24 protein-coding genes and 2 pseudogenes are annotated in these 19,472 nt (G+C 60.8%); 11 read left to right on the forward strand and 15 right to left on the reverse strand.

The genetic code is table 11. The features are described 5' to 3' along the window. Nucleotides 1-9: 9 nt before the first annotated feature. The 3 genes from ACW9UO_RS06680 to ACW9UO_RS06690 all read right to left on the reverse strand — a co-directional run bounded on the left by ACW9UO_RS06680 (nucleotide 10) and on the right by ACW9UO_RS06690 (nucleotide 3,150). Nucleotides 10-1,557: a tripartite tricarboxylate transporter permease gene (locus tag ACW9UO_RS06680; RefSeq protein WP_457088189.1), complete on the reverse strand. Its 1,548-nt coding sequence runs from the start codon at nucleotides 1,555-1,557 to the stop codon at nucleotides 10-12. A 13-nt stretch (nucleotides 1,558-1,570) separates the two neighbouring features. Beyond that, nucleotides 1,571-2,059: a tripartite tricarboxylate transporter TctB family protein gene (locus tag ACW9UO_RS06685; protein WP_457088190.1), complete on the reverse strand. Its 489-nt coding sequence runs from the start codon at nucleotides 2,057-2,059 to the stop codon at nucleotides 1,571-1,573. Nucleotides 2,060-2,175: 116 nt separating this feature from the next. Continuing rightward, a complete protein-coding gene (locus tag ACW9UO_RS06690) occupies nucleotides 2,176-3,150 on the reverse strand; it encodes a Bug family tripartite tricarboxylate transporter substrate binding protein (RefSeq protein ID WP_457088191.1) in 975 nt (324 codons plus the stop codon). 176 nt (nucleotides 3,151-3,326) lie between these two features. On the opposite strand from ACW9UO_RS06690, the gene ACW9UO_RS06695 reads away from it, so the two are divergent. Beyond that, nucleotides 3,327-4,724 carry a helix-turn-helix domain-containing protein gene (locus ACW9UO_RS06695; protein ID WP_457088192.1) on the forward strand — a complete coding sequence of 466 codons (1,398 nt, stop codon included), beginning with the start codon at nucleotides 3,327-3,329 and terminating at the stop codon, nucleotides 4,722-4,724. A gap of 88 nt (nucleotides 4,725-4,812) precedes the next feature. On the opposite strand, the pseudogene ACW9UO_RS06700 reads toward ACW9UO_RS06695, so the two are convergent. From ACW9UO_RS06700 to ACW9UO_RS06715, 4 genes and pseudogenes are all read right to left on the reverse strand, one after another. Beyond that, nucleotides 4,813-5,127: pseudogene (locus ACW9UO_RS06700) on the reverse strand (transposase); the annotation flags it as partial. Nucleotides 5,128-5,196: 69 nt separating this feature from the next. Next, a complete protein-coding gene (locus ACW9UO_RS06705; protein WP_457088193.1) occupies nucleotides 5,197-5,331 on the reverse strand; it encodes a hypothetical protein in 135 nt (44 codons plus the stop codon). A gap of 68 nt (nucleotides 5,332-5,399) precedes the next feature. Beyond that, entirely contained in the window at nucleotides 5,400-6,428 is a 1,029-nt protein-coding gene (locus tag ACW9UO_RS06710; RefSeq protein WP_457088614.1) for an IS110 family RNA-guided transposase, read from the reverse strand. A 132-nt stretch (nucleotides 6,429-6,560) separates the two neighbouring features. Then, nucleotides 6,561-7,037: pseudogene (locus tag ACW9UO_RS06715) on the reverse strand (IS5 family transposase); the annotation flags it as partial. Between the two features lie 78 nt (nucleotides 7,038-7,115). Here ACW9UO_RS06715 and ACW9UO_RS06720 point away from each other — a divergent pair. Next, a complete protein-coding gene (locus ACW9UO_RS06720; RefSeq protein WP_457088194.1) occupies nucleotides 7,116-7,373 on the forward strand; it encodes a hypothetical protein in 258 nt (85 codons plus the stop codon). A gap of 331 nt (nucleotides 7,374-7,704) precedes the next feature. Next, entirely contained in the window at nucleotides 7,705-8,532 is an 828-nt protein-coding gene (locus tag ACW9UO_RS06725) for a class I SAM-dependent methyltransferase (RefSeq protein ID WP_457088615.1), read from the forward strand. A 125-nt stretch (nucleotides 8,533-8,657) separates the two neighbouring features. On the opposite strand, the gene ACW9UO_RS06730 is transcribed toward ACW9UO_RS06725, so the two are convergent. Beyond that, nucleotides 8,658-9,290 carry an alpha/beta family hydrolase gene (locus ACW9UO_RS06730; protein WP_457088195.1) on the reverse strand — a complete coding sequence of 211 codons (633 nt, stop codon included), beginning with the start codon at nucleotides 9,288-9,290 and terminating at the stop codon, nucleotides 8,658-8,660. Nucleotides 9,291-9,404: 114 nt separating this feature from the next. Beyond that, entirely contained in the window at nucleotides 9,405-9,716 is a 312-nt protein-coding gene (locus tag ACW9UO_RS06735; RefSeq protein WP_457088196.1) for an ETC complex I subunit, read from the reverse strand. 519 nt (nucleotides 9,717-10,235) lie between these two features. On the opposite strand from ACW9UO_RS06735, the gene uvrB reads away from it, so the two are divergent. Beyond that, on the forward strand, nucleotides 10,236-12,443 hold the full coding sequence (gene uvrB, locus ACW9UO_RS06740) for an excinuclease ABC subunit UvrB (protein ID WP_457088197.1): 2,208 nt from the start codon (nucleotides 10,236-10,238) through the stop codon (nucleotides 12,441-12,443). 36 nt (nucleotides 12,444-12,479) lie between these two features. Continuing rightward, nucleotides 12,480-12,776 carry an aspartate aminotransferase gene (locus tag ACW9UO_RS06745; RefSeq protein WP_457088198.1) on the forward strand — a complete coding sequence of 99 codons (297 nt, stop codon included), beginning with the start codon at nucleotides 12,480-12,482 and terminating at the stop codon, nucleotides 12,774-12,776. Here the strand turns inward: ACW9UO_RS06745 and ACW9UO_RS06750 are convergent. Together ACW9UO_RS06750 and ACW9UO_RS06755 are read right to left on the reverse strand one after the other, a co-directional pair. After that, complete coding sequence (locus tag ACW9UO_RS06750) at nucleotides 12,753-13,310, reverse strand: NYN domain-containing protein (RefSeq protein WP_457088199.1); 558 nt, start codon at nucleotides 13,308-13,310, stop codon at nucleotides 12,753-12,755. The two genes, ACW9UO_RS06745 and ACW9UO_RS06750, sit on opposite strands and share 24 nt — an antisense overlap. 64 nt (nucleotides 13,311-13,374) lie before the next feature. Further along, entirely contained in the window at nucleotides 13,375-13,635 is a 261-nt protein-coding gene (locus ACW9UO_RS06755; protein WP_457088200.1) for a hypothetical protein, read from the reverse strand. A 267-nt stretch (nucleotides 13,636-13,902) separates the two neighbouring features. Here ACW9UO_RS06755 and ACW9UO_RS06760 point away from each other — a divergent pair, with 267 nt between their 5' ends. The 4 genes from ACW9UO_RS06760 to ACW9UO_RS06775 all read left to right on the forward strand — a co-directional run bounded on the left by ACW9UO_RS06760 (nucleotide 13,903) and on the right by ACW9UO_RS06775 (nucleotide 15,887). Next, nucleotides 13,903-14,190 (forward strand): hypothetical protein, encoded by a 288-nt coding sequence (locus tag ACW9UO_RS06760; protein WP_457088201.1) that lies wholly within the window; start codon nucleotides 13,903-13,905, stop codon nucleotides 14,188-14,190. A gap of 79 nt (nucleotides 14,191-14,269) precedes the next feature. After that, entirely contained in the window at nucleotides 14,270-14,455 is a 186-nt protein-coding gene (locus ACW9UO_RS06765; protein WP_457088202.1) for a PLDc N-terminal domain-containing protein, read from the forward strand. A gap of 153 nt (nucleotides 14,456-14,608) precedes the next feature. Next, complete coding sequence (locus ACW9UO_RS06770) at nucleotides 14,609-14,989, forward strand: VOC family protein (protein ID WP_457088203.1); 381 nt, start codon at nucleotides 14,609-14,611, stop codon at nucleotides 14,987-14,989. Between the two features lie 64 nt (nucleotides 14,990-15,053). Continuing rightward, on the forward strand, nucleotides 15,054-15,887 hold the full coding sequence (locus tag ACW9UO_RS06775) for a 2OG-Fe(II) oxygenase (protein ID WP_457088204.1): 834 nt from the start codon (nucleotides 15,054-15,056) through the stop codon (nucleotides 15,885-15,887). Here ACW9UO_RS06775 and ACW9UO_RS06780 read toward each other — a convergent pair whose 3' ends face one another. Then, nucleotides 15,888-16,169 (reverse strand): DUF5665 domain-containing protein, encoded by a 282-nt coding sequence (locus ACW9UO_RS06780; RefSeq protein WP_457088205.1) that lies wholly within the window; start codon nucleotides 16,167-16,169, stop codon nucleotides 15,888-15,890. Nucleotides 16,170-16,380: 211 nt separating this feature from the next. On the opposite strand from ACW9UO_RS06780, the gene ACW9UO_RS06785 reads away from it, so the two are divergent. After that, entirely contained in the window at nucleotides 16,381-16,761 is a 381-nt protein-coding gene (locus ACW9UO_RS06785) for a YbaN family protein (protein ID WP_457088206.1), read from the forward strand. Between the two features lie 3 nt (nucleotides 16,762-16,764). Here the strand turns inward: ACW9UO_RS06785 and ACW9UO_RS06790 are convergent, their stop codons facing one another. The 3 genes from ACW9UO_RS06790 to ACW9UO_RS06800 form a co-directional block, all read right to left on the reverse strand. Further along, a complete protein-coding gene (locus ACW9UO_RS06790; protein ID WP_457088207.1) occupies nucleotides 16,765-17,328 on the reverse strand; it encodes a hemerythrin domain-containing protein in 564 nt (187 codons plus the stop codon). 15 nt (nucleotides 17,329-17,343) lie between these two features. Continuing rightward, on the reverse strand, nucleotides 17,344-17,664 hold the full coding sequence (locus tag ACW9UO_RS06795) for an antibiotic biosynthesis monooxygenase family protein (protein ID WP_457088208.1): 321 nt from the start codon (nucleotides 17,662-17,664) through the stop codon (nucleotides 17,344-17,346). Nucleotides 17,665-17,741: 77 nt separating this feature from the next. Continuing rightward, nucleotides 17,742-18,584: a DUF6206 family protein gene (locus tag ACW9UO_RS06800; RefSeq protein WP_457088209.1), complete on the reverse strand. Its 843-nt coding sequence runs from the start codon at nucleotides 18,582-18,584 to the stop codon at nucleotides 17,742-17,744. A 97-nt stretch (nucleotides 18,585-18,681) separates the two neighbouring features. Between ACW9UO_RS06800 and ACW9UO_RS06805 the strand changes: the two genes are divergently transcribed. Then, a complete protein-coding gene (locus ACW9UO_RS06805) occupies nucleotides 18,682-19,452 on the forward strand; it encodes a hypothetical protein (RefSeq protein ID WP_457088210.1) in 771 nt (256 codons plus the stop codon). Nucleotides 19,453-19,472 lie beyond the last annotated feature (20 nt).

Here is a 19,472-nt window from a genome sequence, read left to right on the forward strand (position 1 = left end):
CGCAGTCATTCAAACTTTGGAATCGGTGAGTTTCGGGCGCTTGCTGGGAAAGTGCGGATGCTCTTTGCCCCGGCTGCGCAGGGTGGCGGCCAGCGGCCAGAGGAAGAACAGCAGCGCAATCGCAAGAAAGCCGGCCGAGAGCGGACGCTCGACAAAGGCCATGACATTGCCCTGCTCAGCGATCAGCGTCTGACGAAAGCTCTTCTCCATCAGCGGCCCCAGCACCAGCGCCAGCACCAGCGGCGCCAGCGGATAATCGGCCTTGCGCAGCGCATATCCCGCGATGCCAAACCCGGCGATCAGCCAGACGTCATGCATCTTTTGCGAGGGGGCGAAGCCGCCGACGATGCAGAGCACCAGCACCAGCGCGCAGAGCACGGTAAACGGCATCCGCAGCGCCCAGACAAACAGCGGGATCAGCGCAATGTTGATGGCGACCGCGGCGAAATTCGCGGTGTAAAGCGACGAGATCAGGCCCCAGACGAAATCCGGCTGTTCGAGAAACAGCATCGGGCCGGGCACCAGCCCCCACATCACCATCCCGCCCAGCAACAGCGCCGTGGTCGGCGAGCCGGGAATGCCCAGCGTCAGCATCGGCAACAGCGACCCGGTCGAGGCGGCGTTGTTGGCGGTCTCGGGGGCGACGACGCCTTCGATATTGCCCTTGCCAAAGCTGTCGGGGTCTTTCGACGTTTGCTTGGCGATGCCATACGCCATAAGCGAGGCCGGAGTGGCCCCGGCGGCGGGCAGCATGCCAACAAAGAACCCCATAAACGAGCCAAGGCTCATGGTCTTCCACAGCCGGCTCATCGCGCGCAGCCCATCCGCAAGTTCGCGCAGGGTGATCTTGGCCGGGGTGACTTGCGGCGCCGTCTTTGAGGTCTCGATGGTATACAGCACCTCGCCCACCCCATAGACGCCAATCGCCAGCACCAGAAACGAGATGCCCGCGTAAAAGCCGGGCATATCGCCGAAAATCAACCGCGGCTGGCCCGAGATCAGGTCAAGCCCGACGGTCGACAGCACCAGCCCGAGGCAGATCATCACGATGGTCTTGAGCACGTCATCGCCGCCCAGCCCTACAAAGGTGGTGAAAGCCAGCAAGACCAGCGCAAATTCCTCGGCCGGGCCGAAAGCCAGCGCCAGATCGGCGAGCGGCGCGGCAAAGATGGTGAACAGCACCACCGACAGCGTGCCCCCGACAAAAGAGGCAACAGCGGCGGCAATCAGCGCCAGCCCCGCGCGCCCCTGTTGCGCCATAGGGCGGCCATCAAAGGTGGTGGCCACGGCGGTCGAGGCGCCGGGAATGCCCAGCAAGATCGAGCTGACCGCACCGCCATACATTGCGCCGTAATAGATCGCGGCAAGCAGGATGATCGCCGACGCGGGCGGCACGATAAAGGTCAGCGGCAGCACGATGGCCACCCCGTTGACCGAGCCAAGGCCCGGCATCGCGCCGATGAACAGCCCGGCCGTGACGCCAAGGATCACGATCATCAGATTGACAGGAGACAGCGACGTGGCAAAGCCATCCGCGAGAAGTGCTAAGGTTTCCATAGAGTAGCGCCCCTTAAAAGAACATGGCGTAAAGCGGGAAGAACAGCGGTTCCGTGATGCCTTTGGGCAGCAGGATCTTCAGCGTGGCTTCGAAGAAAAAGAACAGGAACACCGGCGTGGTCAGGGTGATCGACAGCACCAGCACCCAGCCGTGTCCGCCGTAAACCTTGAGATACCAAAGCAAAAACAGCACCAGCGCGACATAGGCGCCCACGACCTGCATCAGAAAGATCGTGACCAACAGCGCGCCCGTTACCAAAAGCACCGGCCGCAACATGGAGCGATCAAACGAAACGCTGGCCACCGCGCCCGCCGCAAAGCTTTTAAACAGGATGCCCCCCGAGGCCAGCAACATCGCCAGCGACAGCCAGAAGGGAAAGGCACCGCCCCCCGGCCCGCCGGTCTGGCCGTTCCACCCGATCGGCAGCGCCACCGCGTGCCACATGAAATACGCCGACAAGGCCATGATGGCCCCGGCAATGGTCCGATCCGCCGTCATCATCGTCCGGCTCCCCCCAATGTTCGAAAATCTGACAGAACTGGCCGGTCCGCAGACCGGCCATGAAAAAGGTCTTGGCCAAGTTAAATCTTGTGACCAAAACAGTCGCTATGACGGGATCAGGAGTTTCCGGCCATCTCGGTCAGGATGGCGTCATGCTTCGACCGTTCCTCGAGGAAATAGGCCTGCAAGTCCGCCCCGGTGAGCATATCTGACACCAGCGCCTTCTCCCGCGCATAGGTCTGCCATTCCTCGGTCTCGCTGAGCTTCATCAGCATGTCGGTGTAATAGGCCACCGCCTCGGCGGGCATGCCCTTGGGCGCCACGAAAGACCGCTGCATCCAGTAAACGATGTCATGGCCCTGTTCGCGCGCGGTCGGCACGTCGGGAAAGACATCAAGCCGCTCGGGGGTGAAGGCCACGATCGGGCGCACCTTGCCCGCCTGCCAAAAGCCCATCTGCTCGGCCGGATTGTTCACGGTTGCGTCGATGTGGTTGCCGACAAGGTTCTTGGCCACAGTGCCGCCGCCCTTGAACGGAACATAGGTGTGCTTGATGCCGAACTGCTTTTCCAGCATCGCGGTCACAAGGCTGTCTTCCTGCCCGGTGCCGGTGCCACCCATCTTCCATTTGCCATCCGCGGCCTTGACCGCCGCCACATAGTCATCAAGCGTTTTGATGTCGCTGTCGGCATTCACCCAAAGCACAAAGGTGTCCATCGCCATGCGCGCCAGCGGCTGGAACTCGGCGATGTCGACGCCAATGTCGGTGCGCAGCGGCGTGGTGTAATAGCTGTTGAGCGTCGCCATGATGGTATGGGTGTCGCCCTCTTTGTCTTTCAGATAGCGCAGCGCCTCGGCCCCGGACCCACCGCCCTTGTTGACCGGCAGAACCGGCATATTGGACAGGCTTTCCTTCTGGATGATCGACTGGAACAGCCGCGCGATCCGGTCGGCCCCGCCGCCCTGCCCGGCCATGATCACCATTTCCACCGGCTTTTGCGGCTGCCAGCTGTCTGCCAAGGCGGGTGCCCCAGCCATAAGGCTGGCGACAGCGACGGCCATGAACGTCCGGCGTTTCATCGTGTTAATCATGTTAGTCCTCCCAAAGACGGTGCCGCCTTGCCCTCCCGGCACCCGAGGCCCAAACCCCGGAAAGCAGCGCTTTTCGATGGGATCACTTTGGCGGAGACTGGCAAAACGTCACGAAAAACCGGGTATGGACGTAAATACATATTGCAACATGTGAATTTGTTGTAACTATTGTAAACATGACAAAGACCCTGATCGGCCCCAAGCTGCGCAACCTCCGGCGGCTTCACAACGAAACGCAGGCCGAAATGGCCCGCAAGATCGGCGTGAGCGCCGCCTATGTGAACCTGCTGGAAAACAACAACCGCAGCCTGTCGGTGCAAGTGCTGATGACCCTGACCGAGGTCTACGGCGTCGATGCCAAGACCCTTGTGCAAAACGATGAGGCGCGGCTTTTGTCCGAACTGCGCGATGCCTCGCGCGATGCGATCTTTTCCGGCGAGGTGCCCGACCTGCAAGAGCTGCGCGCCGCGTTGGACCATGCCCCGCGGCTGGCCGACCAGTTCCTGCGTCTGCACCGCTATTTCCGGGTGCTGGCCGATCATGTCCAAAGCCAGGAAGCCACCGGCGAGGGCGTGACCCGCACGCCGCAGATCGAGATCGACCAATACTTCCGCGCCAGCGCCTGCCATTTTCCCCGGCTGGAACAGGCGGCCAACGACATCCGCTCGCGGATCGCCGGCACGCAAGACGATATGTATGCGCTGCTCAAGCGGCATCTGCGGGTCGAGCATGGCTTTCAAAGCGAACTGCGCCCCCTGTCAGAGATGCCCGACAGCCTGATGCAATTCGACGAAGAGGCCCGCCACGTTGCCCTGTCGGAAGCGCTCGACCAGAGCAACCGCAACTTTCAACTGGCGCATGTGATCGGCCAGATCGAGGTGGGCGACAGCGTGCGGCAGATGGTGGTCGAGGCGGCACTGGAAAGCGCCGATGGCCCGGCGCGGCTGGAAGTGGAGCTGATGAACTACCTCGCGGCGGCGATCCTGATGCCCTATGCGCCCTTCCTCGCCCTCGCGCGCAAGACCGACTACGATCTCGACCGGCTCTCGGCCAGTTTCGGCGTGACCTATGAGCAGGTCTGCCACCGCCTTGTGACCCTGCAAGACCCGGCAGATCGCGCCATCCCCTTCTTCCTTGTGCGGCTCGACCGGGCGGGCAACGTCACCAAACGCTTCAGCGCGCTGCCCACCGCGCTGGCCGAGCGCGGCGGCAATTGTCCGGTCTGGAACATCCACCAGGCGTTTCAACAGCCCAGCGTGATCCTGCCGCAGTTCATCCAACTGCCCGAAGGCGCGCGGTTCTTCACCATCGCCCGCACCTCGGACCGGCCAGTGTTTTCCCGCAGCACCCAGGATCGCCGTGTGGTGGTGGCGCTCGGCTGTGCCAGCGAACATGCGGCGCGGGTGACCTATGCCCAAAGCCTCAACGCCCGCGACCCGGATGCCTATGCGCCGATGGGCATCAGCTGCCACACCTGCCCCCGGCAGAAATGCGCACAACGGGCGCACCAGCCGCTGCACATGACCCTGACCGTCAACAGCCACCGCCGCGGCGCAACGCGGTACGAGAGCTGACGGGGTTTGGCAACGAGACAGTGAACGAGGCAGGACCTGTCACATACGTTCCCGTCGCCCAACTCACCTAGGCTCCAGACTCATTACCTTATAGCCAAAACAGGACGGTTGCCGCGAGAGCGATGGCAGATAGGAATACCTTGGGACAGCGGTCGTATCGGGTGGATATCCTACGCCCGTCTTTCAGACGACCGAACATGATTTCGATCCGGTTGCGTCGCTTGTACCGGCGCTTGTCATACTTCACCGGTGTCTTACGCTGCTTTCCGCCGGGGATGCAGGCGCGTATGCATTTGTCTTGCAACGCTTTTCTGAACCAATCGGCGTCATAGCCGCGATCCCCGAGCAACCAGTCGACATCCGGCAGGCTGCTGAGCAGGGCCCGTGCCCCGATGTAATCACTTCTGTGGTTGCCGCCCGTAGTGCAAGAAGCTTTTGACCCTATTAGCGTGTGATCGAGTGCGAACTTCTGTCAGGCCTTCATGATGCGGCGTTTCCAGAAGCCGCGGGCCGGGATGGTGATCAGCAGATTGGGTCCAAATCTCACTTTCGAGCTCAAAGCTCGTAGCGATTTACTGGTCTTCCCAATCCAGATCTGTTCGATCATTTTGTCCATTCAGGTCGTCGTCTTCTCACACTCCCCTCGGCACGGGCCCTAGCGGTTCGACATGAGCATCATGCCACGACCGCCATTGCCGGATCTCCGTAATCTTTGTTCTTTGTCAGCATCGCCCAAATCTGGCGGGCCATCTTATTGGCGAGCGCGATCGCGACCAGCAACTTGGGTTTGCGCATCAACATGCGTGATAGCCAGCGACCCTCTGCAATGGTGCGCTGTCCAAGCCAGTTCAGTCGCGACATTGCGCCGATGATCAACAGGCGTCGGATATCAGCTTGACCAGCCTTGGTCATGCGACCAAGGCGCTCCTTTCCTCCGGAAGAATGTTGCCGAGGCACAAGGCCCGACCAAGCCGCAAAGTTGCGCCCAGTTTTGAAGTCCGCCATGTCGGGACCGAACGCTTCGATTGCGACAGCCGTCAGCGGTCCAACACCCGGCATCGTCTGGAGCCGGCGTGCACTGTCTGACTGGGCGGCCAGCGTCTTGAGCTTCGTGGTGCGCTCAATGATACGCGCGGTTTTCTCTGCGATTTGCACGAGTAAGTCCAAGCACTCTTCCCGGATCAGTGCATGCAGGTCGCCGGTCTCATCCTGCACAAACGCCGTCATACGAGTGAGGTGGGACATGCCGATTGGAAACATATGGCCGTGTTCATAGAGGAGCGCCTGCAACGCATTCACATCTGCGGTCCGCTGATGCACCAGGCGTTCCCGGGCACGGAAAACGGCAGCGCAGGACTGCTGCTCGACGGTCTTGGGCTCCACGAAACGCATCTCGGGCTGGCGTGCCGCAATGACAATCGCGTCGGCATCGGCCGCATCATTTTTCTGCCGCTTCACAAAGGGGCGCACATATTGCGGTGCGATAAGCTTTACCTCGTGCCCAAGAGCTTCCATCTCACGGGCCCAGAAATGCGCGCTGCCGCAGGCCTCGAAAATTACCATGCCGGGCTCTTGCTGCGCCATGAACGCGGGAAATTGGCTCCGCGTCAGCTTCTTGCGGAACTGAACCTCTCCCGTTCGAAGGGCACCATGAACTTGGAAAACTGTCTTTGCCAGATCGACCCCGATCATCATATTCTTCATCTCGCCGTCCTCCTCTGCACGTGGCGTTGAACACCACGACCTTGGCACATTGCGATGCCGTCCAGGGAGGGCGGCAACCACTCCATCTGACCCGCTGCCCGGCAGTCGAAACGCAGTTTCGATGAGAGGGGGGCCGGCAGAGACAAAGAAGTTGATCGGACGGCCCTTGCTGTCGCAGATGGCATGTAGCTTGGTGTTCATGCCGCCATTGGTGCGGCCCCCTCTCGGGCATTGCTGCGCAATACCCTGCCGGGCAGTGGATCGGGCGGCCACGCCCCCTTTTTTCGCGCCCAGACTGGACGCTGTGCAATGCGCCTGCAGGTAAGTGGCGTCGATCATCACTGTCTTCTCTTCGCCGTGCTGAGCGGCCAGGCCAGCCATCATCTGCGCAAAAACACCCTTGTCTCTCCATCGCTTCCAACGATTGTAAAGTGTCTTATGGGGACCATACTCTTTGGGCGCATTGCGCCACCGTAAGCCAATGCGGTTTATAAAGATAATCCCGCTCAGGACGCGCCGGTCGTCAACGCGAGGCTTGCCTTGGGACTTCGGAAAGTAAGGCTCCAAGCGCGCAATCTGCGCCTCGGTCAGCCAGAAGAGATCAGACATGTCACCACTCCGTTTTCAAAGCCGTGAAACACGCAACAGACCCAAAATCAATGGGTCCTGACCCTTAAAAACAACCCTTTGACCAGCCAACGATATTCGGGTTTCGGCTACCAGTGGTGGATTCAAGAGAGCACAGGAGCCATTTGGGCCGACGGCTATGGCGAACATTTCCTTATGATTGATCCCGCTCATGAACTCGCGCTGGTCGAGCGCAACTTTAGTGGAAACTCGCTGCTCAGCACAGTCCGCTGGATGTTAAGCCGCATCAAGTTTTCAGGATCGTTAGGCGGGCTGATGGCCGCGCATACGATGTTGGTACAAAATTCCGGCGGCTGACGGACACCGTGTCATGTGTTGAGCCACATTCCAACTTGCACGCGAAGCCAAAGCGATCACCTACAACTGCTTCATTAACGGCCGCCTTGCCGACCACCGTGCCGATAAAAGCGAATATCCACGTCCCGCCCAGTCTGCCAAAGCGTTGCCTTCGGTCTTTCGCTGCTCAAGTTGTGGATGGCTGGGTGGGTCCGCCAAGATGCCGCGGAGCTAGCAAGATCCTGGAGATGCCGCGCTGCGTCGGAGGTTGGCTCAGTGCCCAATCCTACAGACACGCGTCTTTGCGCCAGCCGGTTTAGGGTGTATCCTCGAGGCGTGGAGGGCGCGATTGATGGTCGACACGCGTGATTTCGAAAAGATGGAGCGCGATGGATGGGGCACACCATCAATTGCAAGAAACTATGCCGATGGTTTCGACATGGCCACTCGACTTGTCGCCCGAAAGCTGGCGGATGCTATAAACGCCGGACCGAATGCCGAGGTTCTCGATGTATGCACTGGTCACGGTGTGGTTGCAGCAGAGCTCGTCGAGAGAGGAGCGACGGTAACCGGGCTGGATTTCTCGGAAGCCATGATCTCGCTCGCCCGTGACGCTGTTCGCGGGGCGCGGTTCCTTCAAGGGGACGCCATGGACATGGATTTTCCCGACGCGAGCTTCGATGCCGTGACAATCGGCTTCGGGGTGCCCCATTTCCCTGACCCTGTCCGTGGCCTGAAAGAGGCCGCCAGAGTTTTAAAACCGGGAGGCGTAATCGCGTTTTCTATTTGGCACGGCAAGGGCTCGGACGGTTCGTTCGGCTGGCTATTCGATGCCGTCGGTCGGCTCGCCGATCCGTCGGTTACCCTGCCGGAAGGGCCGGACGCGCATGTGCTGGCTGACATCTCTGTCGCCAGGCCACTGGTTGAGGACGCGGGCTTTGCTGACGTCAAACTCGTTGAGGTCAAATCTGAACTGAGTGTTCCCAGCCCTGACGCGCTTTTCGATATCTTCGACGCTGGTGCAGTGCGCGCCGCTTCGCTGCTCCGTCGACAACCCGCTGCGAGGCGGGCCGCCATCCGAAATGATTTGGCGAAGCGAACCTATGCAGAAGGGACCAAGGTGGCGCGGGGTTTTCTTGTTCCAGCTCCATCTGTCGTCGTATCGGCTGTGCGTTCCTGACAATGACCTGCTTGAGTGATCGTTACGCGCTTCAGGTGAACGGCAGGTTCGCCCTCAACTGGACTGTACATAGAGCATTGGCAAGTGTTTGAGGACGCTCCCAGCGCTTGACGCCCCAATTTGCCTCAGGCCTGTGCCGCGTTCCATGAGCACACCCGCGCGGCGACCGACTCGAGGTGCTCGTCGAGGCTCTTCCCGGTCAACCGTTTACGCGGTTTTAGGTCGTGGTCGCCGTCTTCCAGCCAGAACAGATTGACAGCGGCCGAGAGCGAATAGCCAGCGACCTCCTCATGGGAGCCGAACGTGTCTCGGGTACCTTGGCAGATGAGCGTGGGACAGGTGAACTCGGTGAGATGGTCGTAACGGGTCTTCTCGGGTTTGTTCGGCGGGTGGAACGGGAAACCGAGGCAGATCAGTCCTTTGATCCGGCCCGCGTCGTAAAGGCTCTGAGCGGCAAGACTGGCGACACGGCCGCCCATGCTCTTGCCACCAATAAAAAGCGGGCCGTCGCACGCGAAGGCGTCGATGGCGGCGAGGTACTCGGGCACATAGGTCTCGGCCTTGGCAGGCGGGCGCTTGGAGCCGCCTGTGCGGCGAGCCGCCATATAGCTGAACTCGAACCGAGCGACGCGCAGGCCACCTTCGGCCAGCGCTTCGGCAACCGTGGTCATCCAAGGCGTGTCCATAGCTGCGCCTGCTCCGTGGGCCAGGAGGAGGGTCGTCCGACCAGAACCGTCACCGTTCAGCAGGAAATCCATGAGGCTCTCCAGATATAGTAAAGGCGCCCATTGGGCGCCCTAGATGTTGACCATGTCCGGTCTTCGCGGGATCCTTGCCCCGATTCCGAGACAACTTTGCCCCGTTTCACACCCTCAGTGCGTCCACGGGCTCCGGCGATCGACGGCAAAGTTCTCGGCGTAGCCGCGCGCGCGGACGTTAGGCTTGCGCGTCTTGGGATCGCTCACCACGGTCTCGATCCCCCGGTCGCGGGCATAGGCCAGCGCCGCTTCCTTGCTGTCAAAGGTCATGCGAACCTGCGTCTGCGTGTCCTGCGACGATGTCCAGCCCATCAAAGGGTCTACCTCGCGCGACGCGGATGGGGCGAATTCCAGCAGCCATTGCCGGGATTTCGCAGTCCCGGACTGCATTGCGTTTCGGGCCGGTTGAAAAATGCGTGCGCGCATAGGTATGTCTCCGAATGTTGCCCCGGTTATCCACAATCGCGCAGCGTTTTTCAAGCGCATACAGACTCGTACGCGATTCCCGTGAACACTTACCTAACACGCGATTTCTCAAGCAATTTCTGTGGGATACGCAAGCACAGCTTGGCTGTCAGTCGTGTCGCGGGGAGCGAGGGGTGGGTAGTTGCGACACATTCGACAGCCAAGCCTGCTGCTTGCAAAAAAAAGTTACTATTTCGTAAACTACATTTGCAATGACTTTTCTGAAATAAAATTAGCCTGCCGATGCATATGATCGAAGAAATCTATCATAAGCCCCTGTATTCCCAGCAGGATACAGCGACCCACCCACCCGAAAAAATTGTTTAATCTGAGAAGTTTAGCAATTTAATTCGCTGCAAAAGTTTCAAAACGCCACCAAATCGCGGAAATCAGCACACACCAAATCACCCCACGCCGCTCCTCTGGGGCCTTGCATCAGGCGGCAAACGCGCCACATTGAGGCGGCAAGGAGCAGGCCTGATGTTTAACAACTCCCCCGATACCCTCCCCGTCCTCAATGCCCCGGCACCGGACGTGAAGACCCGCGAAAAGCTGGAAGGCGGGCGGACCTTTGTGTTGGAGACCGAATTTTCACCCGCGGGCGACCAGCCAACGGCGATTGCCGAGCTGACCGCAGGCATCCGCGAGGGCGAGCGCGATCAGGTGCTCTTGGGCGCGACCGGCACCGGCAAGACCTTTACGATGGCCAAGATCATCGAAGAGACCCAGCGCCCCGCCATCATCCTGGCCCCGAACAAAACCCTGGCGGCACAGCTGTATGGCGAGTTCAAAAGCTTCTTCCCCGACAATGCCGTCGAATATTTCGTCAGCTTCTACGACTACTATCAGCCCGAAGCCTATGTTGCGCGCTCCGACACCTATATCGAGAAGGAATCGCAGATCAACGATCAGATCGACCGGATGCGCCACTCGGCCACACGCGCGCTTCTGGAACGCGACGACGTGATCATCGTCGCCTCGGTCTCGTGCATCTATGGCATCGGCTCGGTCGAAACCTATGGCGCGATGACGCAGGATCTCAAAGCCGGGCAGGAGTACGATCAACGCTCCATCATGGCCGATCTGGTGGCGCAGCAATACCGGCGCAACGATGTGGGCTTTGCGCGCGGCTCGTTCCGGGTGCGGGGCGATGTGCTGGAAATCTGGCCGGCCCACCTTGATACCCGCGCCTGGCGGCTCAGCTTCTTTGGCGAAGAGCTTGAGGCGATTACCGAATTTGACCCGCTGACCGGCGAAAAAACCGACTCCTTCGAACAGATCCGCGTCTACGCCAATAGCCACTACGTCACCCCGCGCCCAACGATGCAGCAGGCCATCATCGGCATCAAGAAAGAGCTGCGGATACGGCTGGATCAACTGGTCGGCGAGGGCAAACTGCTCGAAGCACAGCGGCTGGAACAGCGCACCAACTTCGATCTCGAGATGCTCGAAGCGACCGGCGTCTGCAACGGCATCGAGAACTATTCGCGCTACCTTACAGGTCGCGCCCCCGGCGAGCCGCCCCCCACCCTGTTCGAATTCATTCCCGACAATGCAATTGTCTTTGCGGATGAATCCCACGTCTCGGTGCCGCAAATCGGCGGCATGTTCAAAGGCGACTTCCGGCGCAAAATGACGCTGGCGGAACATGGCTTCCGCCTGCCCTCCTGCATGGACAACCGCCCGCTGAAGTTCGAGGAATGGGATGCGATGCGGCCGCAATCGGTCTTTGTCTCGGCCACGCCCGCCAAATGGGAGCTTGAACAAACCGGCGGCGTCTTTACCGAACAGGTGATCCGCCCCACCGGCCTGCTGGATCCGATGGTCGAGATCCGCCCGGTCGACATGCAGGTCGACGATCTGCTGGACGAGGTGCGCAAAGTCACCGCCGACGGTTTCCGAACGCTCTGCACCACGCTGACCAAACGCATGGCCGAAGACCTGACGGAATACATGCACGAACAGGGCATCAAAGTGCGCTACATGCACTCGGACATCGACACGCTGGAGCGGATCGAAATCCTGCGCGACCTGCGGCTCGGAGCCTTCGACGTGCTGATCGGCATCAACCTGCTGCGCGAAGGGCTCGACATCCCCGAATGCGGGCTGGTCGCGATCCTTGATGCCGATAAAGAGGGCTTCCTGCGTTCGGAAACCTCGCTGATCCAAACCATCGGCCGCGCGGCGCGCAACGCCGAGGGTCGCGTCATCATGTACGCCGACCGCATCACTGGCTCGATGGAGCGCGCCTTGGCCGAGACCGACCGGCGGCGCACCCGACAGATCGCCTATAACGAAGAGCATGGCATCACGCCCGAGACGGTCAAGAAGAACGTCGGCGACGTGCTGTCGGGGCTTTATAAGGGCGACACCGATATGAACCGCGTGACCGCAAGCATCGACAAAGGGCTGGCCGGGTCGAACCTGCAAGCCGTGCTCGACGGGCTGCGCACCGACATGCGCAAAGCGGCGGAAAACCTCGAGTTCGAAGAGGCCGCCCGCCTGCGCGATGAGGTCAAACGGCTGGAAGCGGTGGACCTGGCGGTGGCCGACGATCCGCTGGCCCGGCAATATGCGGTCGAAAAGGCCTCCGAGGCGGCGGTCAAGGCCAAGGGCCGCTCGACGGCAGGGCGGCCGGGGCAACATGGCGGCAATGTGCAGCGGCGCAAGCGGCACGGCGGGGCTTAACCGCGCCTTAACCACCTTTGCGGCATGCTGCGGGGCATGAACACCCGTATGTCTCCATTGTCGTCCGAGGTCTGGCTGCGTGATCTGTTTACGTCAAAGGCCGTGCAACAGGGCGGTGTGATCCGGCGCAAGGCCCGCGATGTCGAGCGTTTCGTCGGGCTAGACCGGTTTTTGGCCGAAATTCACCGGCGCGGCTATCATGTGGCGGAAAACTCCGGCCAATTCGTGATCTTCTGCAATCGCGCGCCCGTCCGATGGCTCACCGCTCCGCCGCAGCCGCATTCTTTCAAAGAATGCGGGCCGAAATCTTCAAAAGATTTCGATCCCCCCTGACCGCCCACGCCCCGCCGCCTGTCGCACCACGAAATCATCGCGCTGCAATTGCGGGTATTGCTCCTGCCAATCGCGGAACCTGTCGTTTGACACCACCCGCGCCTTGCGCCGCACCGCGTCGGCCAACAGCAGCGGATCGGCGGGCGTGCCCTTGGGCGCGATGAAAACCCGGCCCTTCGGCAGCCCCAGCCGTTTGGCCAGTTCCGCCGGGCGCATATATCGATCCGCAACCTTATAGCCAACATTGGCGTCAAACCACAGGATCGGCGTATACCCCTGTGTCCTGATTCCATTCGCAACAAGGCGCACCCGCTCCAACGACGGGCCATCCCCGCTCCAGTGCATGATGTTGGACCCGTCCAAAACGATCCACCTGCGCGGCGGAAACATCCAGACCCGGACCAGCAGCACCAAGGCCGCCAGCCCGGCCACGCCGCACAACAGCGCAAAATCCTCCAGCGCCGGATCCCGGCGCAAAACAAGCGCAATCGTCGCGGCGCTGAACGTCACAAAAAGGAGGGCAGGCAGGATCATTTGCGGACCCTACCACCAAATTCCGATCACTCAAGCCGCCCCTAAGATACGGACCGTTCCGACCCTAAGCTGTCCAATCCGCGATCACGTCAAAGCCCTGCGGCGTCGGCATCCCCTCAAGGAACGCGGCAAAATTGCCCCAGATCGCTTTGACCTTCTCAGCATTGCCCTCAGACGAGGCTTTGTCCGACACCAGCGACACAATATAGCCGCTGCCGTCTTCGTTCATCGCGCAGGTGAAATGCGCCATCCCCGGCAGGCCAAGGATCTCGCCCTTCAGCTCCTCCATCTTGGCCAAAGCGCCCTCTTTCGAGCCGGGTTTCATCTTAAATTGTGTAATTCGTGCAAACATCTTGATCCCCACTTCCGGGCCTGAATTGACCCTAGGTAAACTTATAACACAGTTTCGCAAAACCGCGCGGCTCCAATGCGCCCCCCTCGCGGCACGAGGCCGCTGAAAATTATTCACGCGCCCCCTCTTGCAGCCCCTCTGCGCCACACCATCTCCCACTCATCCGGGTGCGAGGCTCCGCCCGGCGGCTGCACGGGCAATGATGCCCCGAGAGCGCTTTCCTCTCCCGAGACATTGCCCATGCGCACCCTGATCGCCGCAACCCTGGCCATTCTGGCCGCCGTCCCCGCCATCGCTGACGAAACCGAAGGCCTCGTGCTCGCCTATGACCGCCAGGCCAACGTGCTGGTGCTGACCGATAAAACCATCTGGTCCCTGCCGTCCGAAATCACCCTTCCCGAAGACCTGATCGCCGGCGACCGCGTGCACCTTGTCTATGACACCGCAGGCGAAGACGGGCTGACCAAGATCGAAGCGATCCACCGTCTCGCCATGGCCCTGCCCGAAGGCACCGACGGCGGCAGCTAAAAACTTACGGGAACAATTGCACCGGGTCCTGCGTTGACTGCTCAGAACACAAAACGCAAACAACCCCGGAGTAAGTAACATGGAATTCGGACTTTTTGGCCTGATCATCCTCGTGATCGACATCTACGCGATCTATCAGGTGCTTTCGTCGGGCGCATCGACACTGTCCAAACTGATCTGGACGCTCGTTATCCTCGCCCTGCCGGTGCTTGGCTTTATCGCCTGGCTCATCGCGGGCCCGCGTGGCGGCAAAGTCCACGCGTAACGCACGCCCAATCAACCAGACAGGCCAGTCAATCCGACAGGCCAGTCAACACACTACCACATCTCCAAACGGGTCGCTCACGCGGCCCGTTTTTTCGCATCACACCATCCAACGCCACTACCGCCTGCCCCGCAGCCCTGCTACCCTCTCTATATGCTTACAGGTTTCGATCACGTTAACGTCCGCACCGCCAATCTCGAGGCCATGATCGCATGGTACGACGCGGTGCTTGGCCTGTCCTCTGGCAAGCGCCCCCCCTTTCCGTTCCCCGGCGCATGGCTCTATCTCGGCGATCGCGCCGTCGTCCACCTTGTCGGCGTTAACCATCCGCCACAGGCCGGCGGCGACATCACGCTGGAACATTTCTCGTTTCGCGCCAAAGGCATGGCCGAATTCACCGCCCGCCTTGAGCGCAACAACGTGCCCTACGTCGCCAAACCGGTGCCCGGCATCCCGCTGACCCAGATCAACCTGCATGATCCCGACGGCAACCACATCCATGTCGATTTCGACACCTCGCAGGACTCTCCTTAAAATCCCCCTCATTTTCGCCAAACTTCGCTAATATCCATTAAGGAACGCATGCGAGGAGTTGAAAATGGCCGTCATTCCCATCAATCCCGACACGCTCGCCGTGGATGCCAAAGCGGCGCAGGCCGCGGGCAAGGCCGCCTCCGAGCAGTATCGCAGCACCAAACCCTACCCCCACGGCAGCTTTGAAAACTTCCTCCCCGAAGAGATCCTCGACCGGGTGATCGCCGAGCTCAAGGCCCTGCCCGAAGCCGAAGGCAGCTTTAACCGGCCACAGGAAAAGCTGAAAACCTCCTATCTCCCCGAACGCCTGCCCCCCTACACCCGACAGCTGTTTTACACGCTGAACGCCCGCCCCTTCGTGCGCTACCTTGAGGAGTTGACCGGCATAAATGGGCTGATCCCCGATCCCTATTTCGCTGGCGGCGGGGTGCATGTGGTGGCCAATGGCGGCCATCTCGACATCCACGCCGACTTCAATCACAACGCCAAGCTCAACCTTGAACGACGGCTCAACGTCCTGATCTACCTCAACAAAGATTGGAAAGCCGACTACGGCGGATCATTCGAAATCTGGAATGAAGACATGAGCGTGAAGGTCGCGAGCTTTGTGCCCGAGTACAACCGCATGTGCTGTTTCAACACCGGCTCCGACACCTGGCACGGCAATCCCGAAACGGTAAACCATCCGGACGGCGTGCCGCGCATGTCGATGGCGCTGTATTATTATACCGCCACTTGGGACAACACCAAGCGCAGCCACACCACGCTGTTCCGCCCCCGCCCCGGCACCCACGATCAGGCCGACAAAGAGGTGCGCCGGCTCGAGCTTTTGCAAGACATGCTGCCGCCCATTGTGTTCCGGCGGGTGATCGGGCCGCTCAGGCGGCTGGGCTTCTGATCAATTTTTGATTTCGTTGCCAACGTCCTGCACGATATCAATAATCTGCCGCGCGTATTCGCCGATAATCGGGATGAATTCGATCTGCGCCAGCGTCCAAACCACAACCGACAAAAGCAGCGTCGCCCCGACGACGGTGCCAAGGCCCATCATCAAACCGCGCGCCAACGAGTGCCAGACCATGGTCCAGAACTTGTCGTGAATGCGAAAAAACCGATGGCCGTTGAGCCGCTCGATTTCCTTACGCAAGGACCTGATTTCGTTAACTAGATCATCTGACATAGGGCAAAACTAGCGCGGCCAAGGCCCCTTCGCCAGCCCTTACTTTGCGAAACCGCCCGCAAGTCGCCCCACCGTGGCACGATGCACAAGGCGCGTGCAGATCGCCACACCCGCGCACGCACGGCTCCCCCGCGCCACGCGGGCGAAAATTGAGCGTAAACCCGCCCCAATCGCGCGGGCAAACCTGCAACAATGTGCTAGGTATCCGGCCATGAGCCTGTTCCACATCACCCGCGCCTTCTGGATTGTCCTCGGTTTCCTCGCCATCGCGTTGGGCGTGCTCGGCATTTTCCTGCCCTTGCTGCCCACAACCGTTTTCCTGCTGCTCGCCGCCTTCTGTTTCGCCCGCTCATCGCCGCGCCTGCACAGCTGGCTGCTCGCCCACCCAAGGCTCGGCCCGCCCATCGTCAACTGGCAGGAATACCGCGCCATTTCCCGGCGCGCCAAAATCGCAGCGCTGGCCTCGATGGCCGTCGTTCTGCTGGGGGGATCCCTCCTCGGCCTCAGCCCCAAAGTGCTGGCCATCCAAGCCGTCGTTCTGGCCTGCGTCGCCGGGTTTATCCTGACCCGCCCGACCCCGCCCCTGGCCTAGGCCCTAGCCGACATCCGGCGCCCCGTGTTTCAAAATCACCGGCACGACAAGCTCTTCCTCATCCACCAAATGCCGGTCCAGCAACCGGGTAAACCCCTGTAACTCCGTATGAAACCCGCCCGGCTCACCCCCGCGCAACACACCATTCGCAGCATCGGCAAACCGCGAAAGCAGCCCGTCCATCGCATGATGATCCTGATCCAGAAGGTCAAACCCACGTTGTAACCGCCCGTCCATCTGCGCCAGTTGCGGAAAGTAATGCATGTCCTCGATCTGATGATGGCCGTGCAATTGATCAAGCAGCATACCGCCATAGCGCCCGAGCCGCTGGTCATACTGCTGCCGGTCCATGTTGCCGTCGATCACCGCCCGCGCATCCGTTTCAAGTGCCGCGGTCAAGCGGCGAAACATCAGATGCCGGTCGAGCCAAAACGCCACCAAGCCGCCAAAATCGGGGTGCGCCTGCCAGCCGTCGCGCGGATAGTCCTGCAACAGCACCCGCAGCGCATCCGGCAGGCCGCCCCGCAGCGCAAGCGCCGAGGCACCGCCGGGAAAATCGCTCTCCAAGATCAGCGGTTCACCTCAATCAAACGTCGCGGCCACGTCATACATCACCGGCTCGAAACTGCGGCACATGTCGTGGATCTTGCGATTGCGCTCGCGCATCTCGGGCGAGCGTAACATGGCCAGAAAATCCTCGCGGCTCTGCCATTGCGAATAATTCGCGATCCGGGTCTGCGCGTCATTCACATGCAACCCGGCGGCGACAAAGCCCTTCTGTTTCGAAATGAAACTCTGGTACGCATCCTGCAAGGCATCCAGCAGATCCTGACAGGTGCCGGGGGTCATCTCAAAGGTGGTGATCACAGTCTGAAGCTGGGCGTCGCGCTTGATTTCGGGCATGGAAATTCCTCCTGTGCCCCACCCTGCCACGGCGCATCCGCCAGACAAAGCCTATTTTCCCAGCGACTTGCCCAATTTCAAACGTTGGGTTCGCCCTGAAGCCCCAGAAGCTTGCGCATCCCCGTCCAATACCCCGGAAGCCGCGGCGGGCGCTGCAAGTCCGGCAGCGCTTCATCCGCCCAGCGCGGCATCTCGCGGTTGACGAAATCGCGCCCCCAGGCAAGGAAAGCCTCGCCATCATCGGGCCGCAACCGACAGGCCGACCCGACCAGCCCAACAAGCGTTTCCGGCGCGGAATACCACTCATCCTGAATGCCCGTCACCCGGCCTTTGAACACCGGCCCCACCGCCCGCATCAGCGCACTTTCCGAAAACAGCAGCAAAAACTGCCCCATTTCCTCGCGCGAATAGTGGATAAGTGGCGGGAAAGTATCGAAAAACACGGCCCTCCCCTCGGCCACAGAAAAATTGCGGATCGAGGGGTGAAAGCCGATGCGCGTGCCGAACTGATCGGCGTTGTTCCAGAACCGGGCAATCACCTGCCCCGCCGCTTCCATCATCTCAATCGCATCCGAAACCGAAGCCGCCTGCATCTGCGGCCGCATCATCGTCTCGGCCGGCAGCGCCTCTTGCACGATCACCGGAACCTGCACATCGCCCTCGGGCAGCAGGTGAAACTCGGTCGCCGGCACCGGCACGCCCGTCGTGGTTAACGCCGCAACATAATCGTCATGACACTGCGCCATCCGCGCCATCAAAGCCCTATCCCCCGAGGCGCGATACACCTTGATCACCCGGTCCGACAGCGGGCCACTGGCCGGGCGGAACGGCGCGCAGAAATAGCCCAGTTTCGAAATCGCCTGCCCGCGCGCGGCGCTGTCTTCGCGGATCAGTCGGGCCAGTTCTGTCAAGTCGGTCATATTCGGTCCTGCCATGTGTCGCGGCTGTATATTCGCTCGCCCCCGGCTTGGCCAGCGGACGGATGTTAACGCCATGTTTACCATCTCCCGACACACTTTGACCGGCAAGCACAGACTCCGCAAGCAGACCCACAAAGGGGAAAAACCGCGCATGGTGCGACCGGCAATCCTGATCCTGGCCATGGCCCTGACACTGCTTTCCCTGGCGGCCCTGCCAACAGTGGCCCACGCCGGGGCATGGTCGCGGGAAAAGGGCACTTGGTTCACCGCCAGCGCCGCCGAATTCAGCGGCTATCAAGACATCAACGGCGACACGCAGATCAAGGTTTTCAACAACCTCTACCTCGAATACGGCCTGACCCAATCGCTCACCATCGGCCTCGATGTCGGCCACACCCCCGGCACCTATCCCGATGCCCGCGTCTTCCTGCGCCTGCCGGTGCTGAAACGCGGCGCGCATATTCTGTCGGTCGAGGCCAGCACCGGACATGCGGGCGGGCTGGTCAGCGGCCTGCACTATTCCTCCCTCGGCGCCAGCTATGGCCGCAGTTTTCAGCTCGCCGGTCACGACGGCTGGCTCGGCCTCGACACCCGCATCGTTCAGGGCCACGGCCCCGCCGCCGAACACATCAAGCACAGCAAACTCGATCTCACCCTCGGCCTGACCCACGCCAACGGCCTGAAATCAATGGCGCAAGTCTTCCATACCCAGGTCGGCGACTCCCCCTACACCACCTTCGCGCCCAGCCTTGTCGTGCCGGTCGGGCGCAAGCTTAAAATCCAGACCGGCCTGCTTGTGGATCTGCACGCAACCGGGCCGATCGAGCATAAACTTGGCCTCAAACTCGGACTCTGGCGTGAATTTTGAACAACGAGACACGATTTACG

It is taken from the genome of Marinovum sedimenti, assembly GCF_054052205.1.

Excerpts from the sequence above, each read along its gene's own strand:
- ACW9UO_RS06680 (WP_457088189.1), bottom strand. The coding sequence starts at position 1,557 with ATGGAAACCTTAGCACTTCTCGCGGATGGCTTTGCCACGTCGCTGTCT.
- ACW9UO_RS06685 (WP_457088190.1), bottom strand. The coding sequence starts at position 2,059 with ATGATGACGGCGGATCGGACCATTGCCGGGGCCATCATGGCCTTGTCG.
- ACW9UO_RS06690 (WP_457088191.1), bottom strand. The coding sequence starts at position 3,150 with ATGATTAACACGATGAAACGCCGGACGTTCATGGCCGTCGCTGTCGCC.
- ACW9UO_RS06695 (WP_457088192.1), top strand. The coding sequence starts at position 3,327 with ATGACAAAGACCCTGATCGGCCCCAAGCTGCGCAACCTCCGGCGGCTT.
- ACW9UO_RS06705 (WP_457088193.1), bottom strand. The coding sequence starts at position 5,331 with ATGATCGAACAGATCTGGATTGGGAAGACCAGTAAATCGCTACGAGCT.
- ACW9UO_RS06710 (WP_457088614.1), bottom strand. The coding sequence starts at position 6,428 with ATGAAGAATATGATGATCGGGGTCGATCTGGCAAAGACAGTTTTCCAA.
- ACW9UO_RS06725 (WP_457088615.1), top strand. The coding sequence starts at position 7,705 with ATGGTCGACACGCGTGATTTCGAAAAGATGGAGCGCGATGGATGGGGC.
- ACW9UO_RS06730 (WP_457088195.1), bottom strand. The coding sequence starts at position 9,290 with ATGGATTTCCTGCTGAACGGTGACGGTTCTGGTCGGACGACCCTCCTC.
- ACW9UO_RS06735 (WP_457088196.1), bottom strand. The coding sequence starts at position 9,716 with ATGCGCGCACGCATTTTTCAACCGGCCCGAAACGCAATGCAGTCCGGG.
- uvrB (WP_457088197.1), top strand. The coding sequence starts at position 10,236 with ATGTTTAACAACTCCCCCGATACCCTCCCCGTCCTCAATGCCCCGGCA.
- ACW9UO_RS06745 (WP_457088198.1), top strand. The coding sequence starts at position 12,480 with ATGAACACCCGTATGTCTCCATTGTCGTCCGAGGTCTGGCTGCGTGAT.
- ACW9UO_RS06750 (WP_457088199.1), bottom strand. The coding sequence starts at position 13,310 with ATGATCCTGCCTGCCCTCCTTTTTGTGACGTTCAGCGCCGCGACGATT.
- ACW9UO_RS06755 (WP_457088200.1), bottom strand. The coding sequence starts at position 13,635 with ATGAAACCCGGCTCGAAAGAGGGCGCTTTGGCCAAGATGGAGGAGCTG.
- ACW9UO_RS06760 (WP_457088201.1), top strand. The coding sequence starts at position 13,903 with ATGCGCACCCTGATCGCCGCAACCCTGGCCATTCTGGCCGCCGTCCCC.
- ACW9UO_RS06765 (WP_457088202.1), top strand. The coding sequence starts at position 14,270 with ATGGAATTCGGACTTTTTGGCCTGATCATCCTCGTGATCGACATCTAC.
- ACW9UO_RS06770 (WP_457088203.1), top strand. The coding sequence starts at position 14,609 with ATGCTTACAGGTTTCGATCACGTTAACGTCCGCACCGCCAATCTCGAG.
- ACW9UO_RS06775 (WP_457088204.1), top strand. The coding sequence starts at position 15,054 with ATGGCCGTCATTCCCATCAATCCCGACACGCTCGCCGTGGATGCCAAA.
- ACW9UO_RS06780 (WP_457088205.1), bottom strand. The coding sequence starts at position 16,169 with ATGTCAGATGATCTAGTTAACGAAATCAGGTCCTTGCGTAAGGAAATC.
- ACW9UO_RS06785 (WP_457088206.1), top strand. The coding sequence starts at position 16,381 with ATGAGCCTGTTCCACATCACCCGCGCCTTCTGGATTGTCCTCGGTTTC.
- ACW9UO_RS06795 (WP_457088208.1), bottom strand. The coding sequence starts at position 17,664 with ATGCCCGAAATCAAGCGCGACGCCCAGCTTCAGACTGTGATCACCACC.
- ACW9UO_RS06800 (WP_457088209.1), bottom strand. The coding sequence starts at position 18,584 with ATGACCGACTTGACAGAACTGGCCCGACTGATCCGCGAAGACAGCGCC.